The sequence below is a fragment of the Lentilactobacillus kribbianus genome (genome assembly GCF_013184075.1).
Classification (GTDB): Bacteria; Bacillota; Bacilli; order Lactobacillales; family Lactobacillaceae; genus Lentilactobacillus; species Lentilactobacillus kribbianus.
Genome location: NZ_JABEQQ010000001.1, coordinates 865563 through 880211 on the forward strand (window position 1 = coordinate 865563; position 14649 = coordinate 880211).

Sequence of the window (14649 nt, forward strand, 5' to 3'; positions counted from 1 at the left end):
CATCTTTTTGAAACGGGGGGGGACTAATGAAACCTGATAGTAAACATTTTTACCAGCTGAGTTACGAAGAACGGTTAGAAAAGCTAAAGCAACAGACGGGGTTAAGCTTAGACCAGGTTGATTTACTGAAATCGCACTTTGATGAAACCGGAGCGGTCTTAATTGAAAATTATTTAACTAATTACCAATTGCCTGAAGGAATCGTACCCAACTTACGGGTCAATGGTAAAAATTATTGGTTGCCGTTGGTGACAGAAGAACCCTCTGTGATTGCAGCTGCTAGTCACGGCGCTAAGTTGTTGTCAGCGGACAATGGTATTGAGGCGCAAGCGGGACAAAGGTTGGTGGAAGGACAAGTTATTGTTCAAACAACCGCCTTTACCCAGCTTGATCAATTAATTAGGCAACAACAAATAAGTATCTTGGCGGTGGCTGATCAAAGTCATCCCAGTCTGAAAAAATATGGTGGTGGCGCTAAAAAAGTAGTTTGTCGACAATTAGATGAAAGCCTAAGTAGCGTTGAAATCCAAGTGGCCGTTGGTGAAGCAATGGGTGCCAACATTGTTAATACAATGGCGGAAGCTGTGGCAAACTGGCTGGAACAACATAAGTACCAAGTGGTAATGAGTATTTTGTCGAATGCCGGCACGTACCAGATGGTTACGGTAACTGGTCAAGTGGCCGTTACCAAGTTAGCCAAAAAAGGGTTAAGTGGTTCTCAAGTGGCAAATAAAATTGCCACCGCTAGCCACATTGCTCAAATTGATAGTAAACGGGCAGTTACGCATAATAAAGGCATCATGAATGGCATTGATGCTTTGGTTATGGCATTAGGCAACGATTGGCGGGCGGTCGAAAGTGCTATTCATTTAGCGGCTGTAGTGGATAATCAGTATCGCGGACTTAGTCAGTGGCAAGTTCAAGGTGACAAATTAGTAGGGACGATGACTATCCCTTTGCCACTAGGCATGGTTGGCGGGGCCACCAAGGTGTTGCCTCTGGCTAGAATTAATCGTCAAATCGCTAATGTAACTACGGTTAACGAGGCCATGCAAGTAGGGGCCGCCTTGGGTCTAGCTCAAAATTTAGCCGCCTTAGTGGCGTTAGTAACTGAAGGAATTCAACGGGGTCATATGAGTTTACAAGTAAAGTCGCTCGCATTAGCTAATGGGGCGACTCCAGCTGAAATTCCGGTTATTTTAACCAAGATAGGTAGCCAACAACCCGATGCTACTGAAATCAAAATGATAATTACAGCAATTAGAAATTCTAAAGGAGAATAATATGCCTGAAAACTACATCGAATTAAATGACAATGTTCAAGATTTAATTAACACTGTAAATGCTTTTTATCCAGGAACGGTCAAGGTAACTTTTATTGGCCAAATTCAAGCGGGCTACGTGCGTCACGATCAAGCACAAGTGGTTCAAACTGGAAAAGACGTTGATATTCAAATTGCCGACCTATCTGCGCCAGATTACACGGCCTCTCACGAATTAATTCATTTATTAATGATTTTACGTGGTTTTCCACAAATCTTTTTCTCTTTGACTACTGATAATGACCAAGTTGATGAACAAATTAAAATTATGGCAACTGAATTATATGATATTGTTAGCCATTTTGTAGTGGTGGCTGAACAGCGTAAACATCACTTGATTGATGATGAAATCGAAGCTAAATACTTCAAAGGTATTTACGCTACCATTAAGCCAGAGCCCACTGATGGTGACAGCCAAATGACTTTGCGGTTGTTGACGTTACTAGATGCATTGGTCTTTTATGGTGATCGCATTGTGGCCGTTAAGGATCAATTGACTACTGATTTTCCAGTGGCAATGGCAGCTGCCGAAAAGTTGTATGCACTAATTACCGCTAAACCAACCGATTCACCGTTTAATTTACGACGGAATGTCGTGAAGTTATTTAAAGCCTTTGATGCTCAATTAACTGATTGGCATTTATCAGCACTTCATAGTACCGAGTTTGTAACGATGACTTCAGTTTTATCAGAACGTCAATTAGGTTTGAAAGTAAACCAAATGTTTGAAATTTTCCATTCTGATATGAAGGAAGTTAACACTGGTAAACGAGGGTACGTTGGCTTTAGCAAAGTAGATGATCAAAATTCATTTGTGACTACTACGCAATCTAATACCGAAGACGATCCCGTGTTCTTTAAGGAAATGTATCAAAAAACGGTTAAAGAATTGTTTGATTACTTAGAAATGCCATACATTATTCGAAAGTAGGCGAATTGAGTGAACATGCAAATTGATGAATTACAAACGGCCGTTACAAATGCTCAAAAAATTGTGTTTTTGACGGGTGCTGGAGTATCGACACCGTCGGGCATTCCGGATTATCGCTCCAAAAACGGGCTGTATACTAATGATAATAGTCAGCATTCAGCAGAATATTATTTAAGTATTGATTGCTTGCGGGATGAGCCTGCTTTGTTTTATGAATATATGATGAAAAACATGTACTATCCGAAGGCTATTCCCAACGTAATTCATGAAAAACAGGCCGCACTAACACGAATGAACAAGGCTAAAGTGATCACTCAAAATATTGATGGGTTATATGAAAAGGCCCAAACTAAGGACTTATTATCGTTTCATGGTACTTTGTATGATGTTTATTGCTTAAAATGTGGGCAACACGTTGACTATCATCAATATCTAACCAGTTCCATTCATAATAATTGTGGAGGTACTTTACGGCCTAATATCGTGTTATATGGGGAAGGGTTAAACCAATCCGTGGTGAGTCAAAGTATTGCGGCAGTGAATACAGCTGATTTGGTTGTGATTGTTGGGACCTCCATGCGGGTTTATCCGTTTGCGAGCTTGGTTGATTACCTTAATGCTGCAGCCAAATTAGTGGTGATTAACCAAGAACCGTTAGATTTACCACTGAATTACACCATGTTACAAGCCGATGCTAGTCAGGTATTTGCGTCATTAATGGTAGGAAGTGAGTAGTATGATTTCAATTGGCTTGACTACTTTTTCTGATCATCCCGCATTAATTGAAGATGCTAAGCGAAAAGTCCGGCTATCTGAATATAGTGGTTATTTTCCAGTGGTAGAGTTGGACACGCCTTTTTACGCTTTACCTACGATCGAAACAATTACTAATTGGCAAGCACAAGTACCAGCTGAATTTCAATTTATTTTAAAGGCCAATCGTTTAATGACGCTACATGATCAAGTGGTTGGTCAACCAGCTAGTGGTGCAGAACGTAAGCAAATGTTTCGCGATTACCGTAAATTAATTAAACCACTAGTGGTCACTAATCAGCTCAAAGGAGTTTTGTTTCAGTTTCCACCATCGTTTCGATGCCAAGTGGAATCATTGAATTATTTGCAGCGGGTTCGTCACTTATTACCGGACGTGACCATTTTTGTCGAATTTCGGGATCCTAGTTGGTATGCACCGGTGATGGTTCCGGAAATGACGCAATTTATGCGTGAATTGAATTTATCGTTAGTCGTTGTTGACGAACCCCGCACGGCTAATTTAGGGGTGCCGTTATTAGCTACTGCAACTAATTCTAAACGGGTGATGATGCGTTTGCACGGTAGAAATTTGGCTGGTTGGAGCAAAGTGGGCAAAGATGCTCGCAGTGTTCGAACGCTATACGATTATTCACCGGCTGAATTACAAGAGTTGGCCGAAGTGGCTAAACAACTAGACCAACAAGTAGCGGATCTAGTGATTATTTTTAACAATAATGCCGGCCATGATGCGGCCAGTAATGCCCTTTTATTACGAGATTTGTTGGGGCTAGAATTCAATCATTTGTCCCCGACACAACTGGATTTGTTTTAAGTTTACTAAGCAGACCAGGTTAAATTTTGCTATACTTATTCTGATTATTAAAATTACTCGAAAGAACCATGAGAAGAGAGGTTGCTTATGGATACAGATAAACCAACATTTTATATTACTACTCCGATTTATTACCCATCAGGCCGACTACACATCGGTAATTCATACACTACTATTTTGGCGGATGCAATTGCGCGATATAAACGGTCCATGGACTTTGATGTTTTCTTCCTAACTGGAACGGATGAACACGGTCAAAAAATCGAACAAAAAGCCGCAGAATTAAATACCACGCCGCAAGCATATGTGGACGGAATGGCTGCTAACATCAAGGAATTGTGGCAAAAACTTGATATTTCTAACGACAAATTTATTCGCACAACCGATAAGCAACACGAAGAGGCCGTCGAAAAGATTTTCCAAAAACTATTAGACCAAGGCGATATTTACTTAGGTGAATATACGGGATGGTACTCAGTTTCTGATGAAGAGTATTTTACCGAAAGCCAATTGGCTGAAGTTTATCGAGATGAAAATGGTAATGTCACTGGTGGTAAGGCTCCTAGTGGTCATGAAGTGCAATTGGTACAAGAAGAATCTTACTTCTTTAAAATGAGTAAGTACGCTGATTGGTTGCTGCAATATTATCAAGATCATCCAACTTTTATTCAACCAGCTACTCGAATGAATGAAATGATCAAAAACTTTATTGAACCCGGACTAGAAGATCTTGCGGTTTCTCGAACTACTTTTAGCTGGGGAGTGCCAGTGAAGTCTGATCCTAAGCACGTGGTATATGTATGGATTGATGCTTTAACCAACTATATTACGGCCTTGGGTTATGCCAGTGATAACGATGAATTATTCAACAAATTCTGGCCGGCTGACGTTCAGCTCGTTGGTAAGGAAATAGTACGTTTCCATACGATTTACTGGCCCATCTTGTTACATGCTTTGGGCCTACCCTTACCCAAGGAAGTCTATGGTCACGGTTGGTTGTTGATGAAGGACGGTAAAATGTCTAAATCTAAGGGTAACGTTGTTTACCCAGAAGAATTAGCGGAACGTTATGGCTTAGATGCAGTCCGTTATTACTTAATTCGTTCAATGCCTTATGGTAATGACGGGGTCTTTACACCTGAAGATTTTATTAATCGAATTAACTATGATTTAGCTAATGATTTAGGTAATCTCTTGAATCGAACTATCTCTATGATTAATAAGTATGAAGCCGGCGTCATTCCTACTTTGACAACCGGGGTAACTGAATTCGATACGGCCTTAGAACAAGCGGCAGCAACGGCAATTGCCGAATATAAAGCTGCTATGGATGACTACCATACGGCGGATGCATTACAAGCGGTCTGGAAATTTATTGGTTTGACGAATAAATATATTGACCAAACAGCCCCTTGGGTATTGGCCAAAGATGAAGCTTTGAGTGATCAATTGGCCTCAGTCATGGCCCATTTGGCGGCATCATTACGGGTAATTGCTGAATTAATTAGCCCGGTAATGACTAACGCACCGGTAGAAATCTTTAACCAATTAGGATTAGCGGAAGAAATTAATCTTAACCAATTAGATTTCTTTGACCTAACTACCGGCAATAAAGTGGTTGCTAAGGGAACTCCAATTTTCCCACGCCTTGACGTTGAAGAAGAGGTAGCATTTGTTCAAGCACAAATGACCAAATCAGAAAAAGTTAAGGGCCGAGCTGCCATGAAAGCTAAGGCTGATGCAGTCGCTAGCGATGCTGATTTTGATCCTAGTAAGACGGAGCTTAAATTAAGCGAAGATAAAAAAGAAATTCGATTTGATGCGTTTGAAAAAGTTGAATTAAAAGTGGCCCAAGTGAAGGCTGTCCAACCGGTAGAAGGCGCTGATAAACTACTACAATTCCGCTTAGATGCAGGAGATGATGGCGATCGTCAAATCTTGTCTGGTATTGCTAAGTGGTATCCTGACTATGAAAAATTAGTGGGTAAAAAAGTAATCGCGGTAACTAACTTGAAACCACGTAAAATGCGAGGGCAATTAAGTCAAGGAATGTTACTATCCGTAGAACATGATGATGGCACTGTTGAATTAGTAACGGTTCCTGAAAACATGGAAAATGGAGCAACCCTAGAATAAAAATAAAGGCTGGTGACGGAAGTCCCAGCCTTTTTGCGGAGGAAAGAGTTTATGAAAATTTTTGATTCGCATACCCATTTAAATGATGATCAATTAATGCCAGATGCAGCTAAATATAATCAACATGCTCAGCAATTAGGCGTGGTTAAATTAGCTAATGTTGGCTCCAATACTAAACTAAACAATGCTAGTTTGGCATTGGCTCATCAATTTGATAATATGTATTCAATTATTGGCTGGCATCCAGAAGATTCCATCTACTTTCATCAAAAAGAAGCAGATGAATTGATACAACAACTAGCCGACGATAAAGTGGTCGCATTGGGCGAAATTGGGATGGACTTTTACCAACAACAATCACCTAAAAGAATCCAGGAACGGGTGTTTCGCGAACAAATCGAAATTGCCAAACAGCTTAAATTGCCGATTTCGGTGCATAATCGAGATGCGTTTGAAGATACCTATCGCATTTTAAAAGAGGCGCATATAGAGCAAGTTGGTGGCATTTTGCATAGCTTTAATGGTGACGTAGAGTGGTTGGATAAATTCCTGGAGTTAGGGATGCACGTATCTTATAGTGGTGTGGCTAGTTTTAAGAAGACTAAAGAAGTTCACGAAGCAGTAAAACATACCCCCCTTGAACGCCTACTAGTAGAAACAGATGCACCTTATTTGGCTCCAGAACCATTTAGAGGAAAGCAAAATGAACCAGCTTATACCCTATATACGGTAGAAGCGGTGGCTCGTTTTCGTGATACTAACCCGGACGAAATCGCGGCAGCAACTTATCAAAATACGTTACGTTTATTTGGAATAGAGGAATAATGAAAAGAATTAAAGAAGTCATTGTCGTAGAAGGCAAGGATGATACTAAACGCATTCAACAAGCGGTCGACGCTGATACAATTGAAACTAGAGGCTCAGCGGTTCCAGAAGAAACTCTTGATTTAATCGAACGAGTAGCAGCTCAGCGGGGAATTATTATTTTTACTGATCCGGACTTTTCCGGTGAAAAAATCCGTAAAACAGTGGCTGAAGTAGTGCCCAATGCGAAACATGCTTTTATTAGAAAAGATCAAGGAGTACCAGATCATAAGGGATCTTTGGGAGTGGAGCATGCTAGTCCAGCTTCCATTCGAGAGGCATTATCTCATGTATACACAGAAGACCAGAGTAGTCCTGAATTGATTTCGCAAGCTGAATTAATTGCTGCTGGTTTAATTGGCACCGCTACTGCTAAAAAAAGGCGTCAAGCTCTTGGTGAACGACTAAACATTGGTTACGTAAATGGCAAGCAATTGCAACATCGTTTACGGATGTTTGGTATATCGCAAACCGAATTTGAACGGACAATGAAAGATATCATTAGAGAGGAACAACATGAATAATAATCCAGCAATTGCAACGCCAGCCAGAACCCAGGCCATTTTAAATCGGTACAATTTATCGGCTAAAAAAAGTTTGGGGCAAAACTTTTTAACTGATCTCAATATTTTGACACAAATTACTGAAGCGGCAGAGTTAACCAGTAACGATAACGTTATCGAAATTGGTCCCGGAATTGGGGGATTAACTGAACAACTTGCCCAACGTGCTGGGCATGTATTAGCATTTGAAATCGATCAAAATTTGATTCCGGTATTAGCTGAAACCTTGGCACCATACGATAACGTAACGGTTTTAAACCAAGATATTTTACAAGCTAATTTACCGGATACCACCAAAGAAATTTTTGGAACAGATGAAGGCCTTAAAGTGGTAGCCAACTTGCCGTACTACATTACCACTCCCATTGTGATGGATTTAATTCAAAATCCGGTTCAATTTGCTAACATTGTCGTAATGATGCAAAAAGAAGTGGCTGAACGTCTAACGGCTACGCCGCGGCAAAAGGCTTATGGTTCACTATCAGTTATTGTGCAACAATTGACGGTTCCAGAAATTGCCTTTACGGTACCAAATACGGCTTTTATTCCTTCACCAAAAGTAGATTCGGCTATTGTCCGGTTATTGCCAGCAGATCCTAGCAAACCACAACCATATAGTCAAAAACGGTTTATTGGATTTGTTCGGGGCTGTTTTATGCATCGACGTAAAAGTATTTGGAATAATTTACAAGGAGTTTTTGGAAAAGACGCTACGACTAAGGCAGTCATCAAACAAGGTTTAGAACAGCTCAATATTGATGCTGGTGTTCGACCAGAAGAACTTACTGTGGCTCAGTTTGTGGCCTTAACTGATAAGTACCATGAACTAGGTTTATTAAAATAATTTCACCTAACAAAATTGCTTGCATTTGAAATTGACTTATGATAAAATTTAAAATTTTATAGCTTTTTATTACCAAACATGGTATAATCATTTATCGTGAGGTGAATAGCATGCCAGTTAGTTTGTCAGTAATAAAAAACAAGTTAGATGATCATATTGGTCAATCTGTTTTGGTGACAGCCCAAGCAGGTCGACGAAAGGTCACCGAACGTCGTGGAATTTTGCGTGAAACATATCCGGCTGTGTTTGTTGTTGAGCTTGAAGGGGAAACTGCTAAGTTTGATCGCGTATCTTACAGTTATACGGATATTTTAACGGAAAATATTGCAGTTGATTTTGAATAATTGAAAATTGTGGGGGGCTACCAATCGTAGCCCTTTTTTGTTTGGCTTTTTTAGTTGTTAAATTCTATTTTGCAACCATTTTGGGGTATAATTTTATTAAATATACCTATAAGTGGAGGGAGGATAAATGAAACATTTAGAAAAAGCCCCAGCTAAATTGAATTTAGGCTTGGACACCCCCTTTATCCATGCAGATGGATCCTTAGAGTGGGACATGGTAATGACTTCCATCGGGCTTATGGATTACGTTCAAATTGAAACGACTACCACTAACCGACAATTAGAAATTATTACGGATGGTGGATCATTGCCAGAAAATCATCATAATTTGGCTTATAAAGCGGCTAATGTTTTTCGCCAAACCACTGGTATTCAAACAGGATTAAGTATTAGTATTCAAAAACATATTCCGGTTGCCGCAGGTTTAGGGGGGGGCTCTTCGGATGCCGCAGCGGTATTACGGGGATTGAATCAGATGTTTGACACTCACCTTTCATTGGCACAATTAGGGCAATTAGGATTAGAAATTGATGCTGATGTACCATATTGTGTTTATGGCAAAACCGCAGCAGTCAGTGGACGTGGTGAAATTATTACGCCTTTAAAGCCACTCCCAAAATGTTGGTTAGTAGTGGCTAAGCCGCGAGTAAGTGTTTCTACTCCTAAAATTTTAGCGTTAATTAAGCACGAAAAACTCCAACATCAAAATATGGCGCCTTTAATTCAAGCGGTTAACCACCAGAATTATTTGCAAATCGTAGCTAATTTGGGCAATACTTTAGAACCAGTTACGGCCAATCTTTATCCTCAAATCACTATTTTAAAGGAACGCATGTTAAAATACGGTGCTGATGGGGCCCAAATGAGTGGCACGGGACCAACGGTATTTGGCATTTGTCAGCAAGCTTCAAAGGCTAAACGTATTTTCAACAGTTTATCAGGATTTTGCCGCGAGGTTTACTTGGTAAGACCCCTTGATTAATAATTAGGGAAAACAGTTTATGAAAAATTTCATGGACTGTTTTTTTACTTGCCTAGTTGACAAGTTGAAAATATTCGGTAAACTAAAACAGTAATCATTACTTTTTACATAAAGAGGTATTTAATTTGAGCAAAGAAATGATCAAGGTTAATGACTTAAGCGTTGCTTTTGGCAAACAACCAGTGTTTCAAAATTTAAATGTCACCATTAATCAGGGTGAGTTTTTGGCCGTTGTGGGGATGAATGGCGCGGGAAAAACAACATTAATTCGAACTATTTTAGGGCAGTTAAAACCTAAGCACGGGACGATTATTACGGACTCTGACTTAAAAATCGGCTATGTTCCCCAATTTAGAAACATTGATAGTGACTATCCGTTGTCGGTTAGTGATTTTATTGGACTGAACTTTACTGGCTTGAAATGGCCTTGGATGTCTAAAACAGAGAAACAACGAATTCAAGAAGTGATTGCTGAGGTCGGTTTAAGCAAAATTGCTAATCGACCTCTAGGCAAAGCTTCCGGTGGTGAAAAGCAAAAAACCTATTTGGCGCAAGCGTTAGTTGATCGACCTAATTTATTAATTTTAGATGAATCAACAGCTAGTTTAGATCCCAATACGAAAGAGGAATTACTGAAGGTGGTTAAGAAAATTAATCAAGAGCAACATTTAACGGTAATTTTTGTTTCTCACGATATGGAATTAGTTACGCAATACCCTGATCATTACTTATGGCTGCAACCAGATGCTTCCACTAGTGGTCCTATTAATGAATTAGCGGCACAAATGAAGGAGGGCATCGTCAATGTTTAGTTTTGAATTTATGCGTAACGCGTACTTAGCAGGAACGTTGATTGCCATTGTTAGTGGTATTATGGGTGTTTTTGTAATTGCCCGGAATATGTCTTTTATGACGCATACCTTGTCAGAAATTGGGTTTGCGGGAGCTTCGTTTGGTATGTTCATTGGTTGGACGCCGTTAAACGGGATGCTTTCATTTACGATTATTAGCTCGGTATTAGTGGGGCGGTTAAGTGGTCAAAATGAATCTAGACGAGAATCGGTCATTAGTGCCATTTCGGGACTCTTTATCGGATTGGGAATTTTATTTTTAGCTTTATCTGACAAGAGTTCTAGTTACGCTACCAGTATTTTATTTGGGAGTGTGATTGGGATCAGTCATAATGACGTGATTCAAATGTCGGTATTATCGCTAGCGGTCCTATTAGTAATTGCTTTAATTTATCGAAACTTAAAAGATGCATCTTTTGATCCCATTGGAGCTAAGGCCAAAGGATTAGCAGTTAATTGGTACGGCGTTATTTTTTTGGTATTACTAGCGTTAAGTGTTAGTGTTGCCGCCCAAATCGTGGGATCGTTGTTAATTTTTATTTTATTAACCTTACCAGCAGCTAGTGCCAAATATTTTGCACATTCTGTAGCTTCAATGATGTTTGTGGCAGTTGCTTTTTCGCTACTTGGAGTTTGGTTAGGACTTTACTTAGGTTACGTCACTAATTTGCCAGTAACGTTTTTTATTGCAACCATTGAAGCCTTGATTTATATTGGAGCGCTCTTGAAGGATCATTATCAATCTCAAACTACTAATTAATTAGTCTTTCACTGATGGTGAAGGGCTTTTTTATTATCAATTTAGGAAAAGAAACTATTTTCTTAAAATTTTAGTAGTTGTTCGCCAATTGATATACTAAAAGACGAACATTTATGGTAGAATTTGAAAGGATATTACATGAAACTAGAGGTGAAACCCGTGAAAGCTAGGAGAAGCGACAGGTTAGTTGACATGACGCGTTATTTATTGGAACGACCACATACTCTCGTTCCGTTGACTTTTTTTGCTGATCGTTATGATTCAGCAAAATCGTCAATCAGTGAAGATTTAACAATTTTAAAAAGAACGTTTCAAGACCGGGGAACTGGACTATTAGAAACCATTCCTGGTGCTGCAGGGGGAACACGGTTCTTACCTTACATGCTAAAAGAAGAGGCTGATGAAGTGGTTGCTGATTTAGTTCAACAAATGACTTCTGCTGATCGTTATTTACCAGGTGGCTACGTTTATATGTCTGATTTGTTAGGCAATCCTGCCGTTTTACGAGAAATCGGTCGAATTTTTGCTACCCAATACTTAAATCAACAAGTGGATGCAGTGATGACGATTGCCACTAAAGGGGTTCCCATTGCCCAAAGCGTGGCGCAAATGCTCAACGTGCCGTTTGTCATCGTTCGCCACGATACTGAAATTACCGAAGGTTCTACGGTTAACGTTAATTATGCTTCCGGTTCTTCAACAAGAATTGAGAAGATGTCATTATCAAAACGTAGTTTAAAAGCCGGTGCTAACGTCTTAATCGTTGATGATTACATGCGTGGCGGAGGCACTATCGGCGGTATGATGTCGATGGTCAAAGAATTTGATGCTAACTTAGTTGGTATCGGGGTAGTTGCCGAAAGTTCCGATCATCCTAATCGTCGGGTTGGTGAATATACTTCATTAATGCGTGTTGATGCTGAAGATGACATGATTAAAGCCCGCCCAGGCAATTATTCTGAGCAAATTTATCAATAGAATTAGATAAAATAAGGAGTAACTTAGATGGCAACTAGAAATACAATTATTTTAGCAGCCGGGAAAGGCACCCGGATGAAATCTAAACTATATAAAGTTTTGCATCGTCTTTGTGGTAAAACTATGGTGGACCACGTTTTGACGCAAGTAGAACAAACCAAAATGGACAATATTGTGACCGTAGTTGGTTACGGTGCTGAGGCCGTGGAAAAAGAGTTAGGCGATCGGACCAAATATGTAGTTCAAGGCGAACAATTAGGAACTGGACATGCGGTCTTACAAGCTGAAGATTTATTAGCTGATCTAGATGGAATGACTATGGTAGTGAGTGGTGATACGCCGCTATTTACGGCGCAAACTTTTGATAATTTATTTAAATATCATGAGGATAAAAAAGCCAAAGTAACTATTTTGACTTCCAAAGCACCAGATCCAACCGGCTATGGTCGCATAGTTCGTAATGAATTAGGAATTGTGACCAAGATCGTGGAACAAAAAGATGCTACGCCAGCAGAAGCCGAAATTCACGAAATTAATACTGGGGTTTATGTTTTTGATAATCGTGCTTTGTTCACGGCACTTCATCAAACTAACAATCAAAATGCCCAGGGCGAATATTACCTCACAGATGTGATTGAAATCTTGAAGAATCAAGGCGAAACGGTCGCTGCTTACCAAATGGCTGATTTCTATGAATCAATGGGAGTCAATGATCGAGTGGCATTAGCTAAAGCTACTAAGATTATGCAAGCTCGCATTAACGAAGGTCATATGAGAAATGGTGTCTCAATGGTTAACCCTGATGATACTTATATCGATGTCGACGTTAAAATTGGTTCAGATACAATTATTGAACCAGGAGTTCAACTAAAAGGGCAAACGGTTATTGGTGATGATTGTTATTTAGGTGCACATTCTGAAATCCGCAATTCTATTTTGCATGATCATGTCACGGTTACTTCTTCTATGATTGAAGATTCCGAAATGAAGAGTGGCTCAAACATTGGTCCTAATAGTCATTTACGGCCAGAATCAGTTATCGAAGAAAATGTGCATTTAGGTAACTTTGTTGAAATTAAAAAGGCCACGATTGGTGCTGGAACCAAGGTAGGGCATTTAACCTATGTTGGTAACGCTAAGTTAGGTAAAAATATCAATGTTGGTTGTGGCGTGGTTTTTGTTAATTATGATGGTGCTAATAAGCATGAAACAGTCGTTGGCGATGATTCATTTATTGGTAGTAATTCCAATCTGGTAGCGCCACTAAATGTCGCTGATCATACCTTTATTGCGGCTGGTTCAACGATTACTGATGACGTTCACCAATATGATATGGCTATTGCCCGGCAACGCCAAACAAATAAACCAGGTTACTTTAAAAAACTTTCTTATAAAGTAGATTAATTATATAATTAGGGTAGTTAGATGACTGCATGCTAAACACTTAATACAAACGGAGGAACGTATGTCTCAGCAATATTTTGATCCCAAATTAAAAATCTTTGCACTTAACTCAAATAAACCCTTAGCAGAAAAAATTGCTGCTGTTGTCGGGGTACCACTTGGTCAAACTTCGGTTGATCGTTTTAGTGACGGTGAAATCCGAATTAACATTGAAGAAAGTATTCGGGGGGATAATATTTATATCATCCAATCGACTTCTGCACCGGTTAACGATAATTTGATGGAATTATTGATTATGATTGATGCATTACGTCGTGCTAGTGCGGGGACTATTAATGTGGTAATTCCATATTATGGATACGCTCGACAAGATCGAAAGGCGCGTTCTCGCGAACCAATCACGGCTAAATTAGTAGCTAATATGCTTCAAATTGATGGTGCTGATCGAGTTATTACTATGGACCTCCATGCGGCTCAAATCCAAGGATTCTTTGATATTCCGGTGGATCATTTAACCGGAGCACCTCTATTAGCTGATTTCTTCTTGAACGAAGGCTTTAATGGCGATAATACCGTTGTTGTGTCACCTGATCATGGTGGGGTTACTCGAGCTCGCGCATTGGCTAACTTCTTAAAGGCGCCAATTGCCATTATTGATAAGCGTCGTCCTCGAGCTAACGTGGCTGAAATTATGAACATCATTGGTGATGTGAAAGGTAAACGTTGTTTGATGATTGATGATATGATTGATACTGCTGGGACCTTGACATTAGGTGCCAAAGCCCTTGTAGATGCCGGAGCCACTGAAGTATATGCTTGTGGAACTCATCCGGTCTTATCAGGCCCAGCTATTAAGCGTATCGAAGAATCACCAATTAAAGAATTAGTGGTAACTGATACTATTCAATTACCTAGAGACAAACAAATTGATAAGATTCATCAAATCTCAGTTGGTCCTTTGATTGGGGCCGCTATTAAACGGATTAACGAAAATAGAGCTCTTAGCCCATTATTTAGTACTCGTTTCAATAGTGAGATGAACGAAGATTAGTAATTAAGTCCACCTGGTGATGAATTTTACCAGG

The 14649-nt window shown here is 39.7% G+C and carries 15 protein-coding genes; all 15 read left to right on the plus strand.

The window, feature by feature from the left end:
* Positions 1–26 precede the first annotated feature (26 nt).
* The 15 genes from HII32_RS04345 (at position 27) to HII32_RS04415 (ending at position 14615) form a co-directional block, all read left to right on the plus strand.
* Positions 27–1283, plus strand: coding sequence for a hydroxymethylglutaryl-CoA reductase, degradative (locus HII32_RS04345; protein WP_172188623.1), 1257 nt, complete (start codon positions 27–29; stop codon positions 1281–1283).
* A 1-nt stretch (position 1284) separates the two neighbouring features.
* Complete coding sequence (locus HII32_RS04350; RefSeq protein ID WP_172188625.1) at positions 1285–2253, plus strand: IpaB/EvcA family protein; 969 nt, start codon at positions 1285–1287, stop codon at positions 2251–2253.
* Between the two features lie 15 nt (positions 2254–2268).
* A complete protein-coding gene (locus HII32_RS04355; RefSeq protein WP_172188809.1) occupies positions 2269–2988 on the plus strand; it encodes an NAD-dependent protein deacylase in 720 nt (239 codons plus the stop codon).
* 1 nt (position 2989) lies between these two features.
* On the plus strand, positions 2990–3838 hold the full coding sequence (locus tag HII32_RS04360) for a DUF72 domain-containing protein (protein WP_172188627.1): 849 nt from the start codon (positions 2990–2992) through the stop codon (positions 3836–3838).
* Positions 3839–3925: 87 nt separating this feature from the next.
* A complete protein-coding gene (metG, locus tag HII32_RS04365; protein ID WP_172188629.1) occupies positions 3926–5974 on the plus strand; it encodes a methionine--tRNA ligase in 2049 nt (682 codons plus the stop codon).
* Positions 5975–6025: 51 nt separating this feature from the next.
* Complete coding sequence (locus HII32_RS04370; RefSeq protein WP_172188631.1) at positions 6026–6799, plus strand: TatD family hydrolase; 774 nt, start codon at positions 6026–6028, stop codon at positions 6797–6799.
* Positions 6799–7362: a ribonuclease M5 gene (gene rnmV / locus HII32_RS04375; protein ID WP_172188633.1), complete on the plus strand. Its 564-nt coding sequence runs from the start codon at positions 6799–6801 to the stop codon at positions 7360–7362. The genes HII32_RS04370 and rnmV overlap by 1 nt, the downstream gene beginning before the upstream one ends.
* A complete protein-coding gene (gene rsmA, locus HII32_RS04380; RefSeq protein ID WP_172188635.1) occupies positions 7355–8245 on the plus strand; it encodes a 16S rRNA (adenine(1518)-N(6)/adenine(1519)-N(6))-dimethyltransferase RsmA in 891 nt (296 codons plus the stop codon). The genes rnmV and rsmA overlap by 8 nt, the downstream gene beginning before the upstream one ends.
* Positions 8246–8355: 110 nt before the next feature.
* Positions 8356–8589, plus strand: a complete 234-nt coding sequence (locus tag HII32_RS04385) for a Veg family protein (protein ID WP_172188637.1) — start codon at positions 8356–8358, stop codon at positions 8587–8589.
* Between the two features lie 127 nt (positions 8590–8716).
* A complete protein-coding gene (gene ispE / locus HII32_RS04390) occupies positions 8717–9571 on the plus strand; it encodes a 4-(cytidine 5'-diphospho)-2-C-methyl-D-erythritol kinase (protein WP_172188639.1) in 855 nt (284 codons plus the stop codon).
* Between the two features lie 125 nt (positions 9572–9696).
* The gene (locus HII32_RS04395) at positions 9697–10383 is read left to right on the plus strand and encodes a metal ABC transporter ATP-binding protein (protein ID WP_246224820.1); all 687 of its coding nucleotides are present in this window, start codon (positions 9697–9699) and stop codon (positions 10381–10383) included.
* On the plus strand, positions 10376–11182 hold the full coding sequence (locus tag HII32_RS04400; protein ID WP_172188641.1) for a metal ABC transporter permease: 807 nt from the start codon (positions 10376–10378) through the stop codon (positions 11180–11182). Before HII32_RS04395 ends, HII32_RS04400 begins: the two co-directional genes overlap by 8 nt.
* A gap of 159 nt (positions 11183–11341) precedes the next feature.
* On the plus strand, positions 11342–12160 hold the full coding sequence (purR, locus tag HII32_RS04405) for a pur operon repressor (protein ID WP_343034654.1): 819 nt from the start codon (positions 11342–11344) through the stop codon (positions 12158–12160).
* A 27-nt stretch (positions 12161–12187) separates the two neighbouring features.
* Positions 12188–13564 (plus strand): bifunctional UDP-N-acetylglucosamine diphosphorylase/glucosamine-1-phosphate N-acetyltransferase GlmU, encoded by a 1377-nt coding sequence (gene glmU, locus HII32_RS04410; RefSeq protein ID WP_172188645.1) that lies wholly within the window; start codon positions 12188–12190, stop codon positions 13562–13564.
* Positions 13565–13625: 61 nt separating this feature from the next.
* Positions 13626–14615, plus strand: a complete 990-nt coding sequence (locus HII32_RS04415; protein WP_172188647.1) for a ribose-phosphate diphosphokinase — start codon at positions 13626–13628, stop codon at positions 14613–14615.
* The last annotated feature ends 34 nt before the right edge of the window (positions 14616–14649 follow it).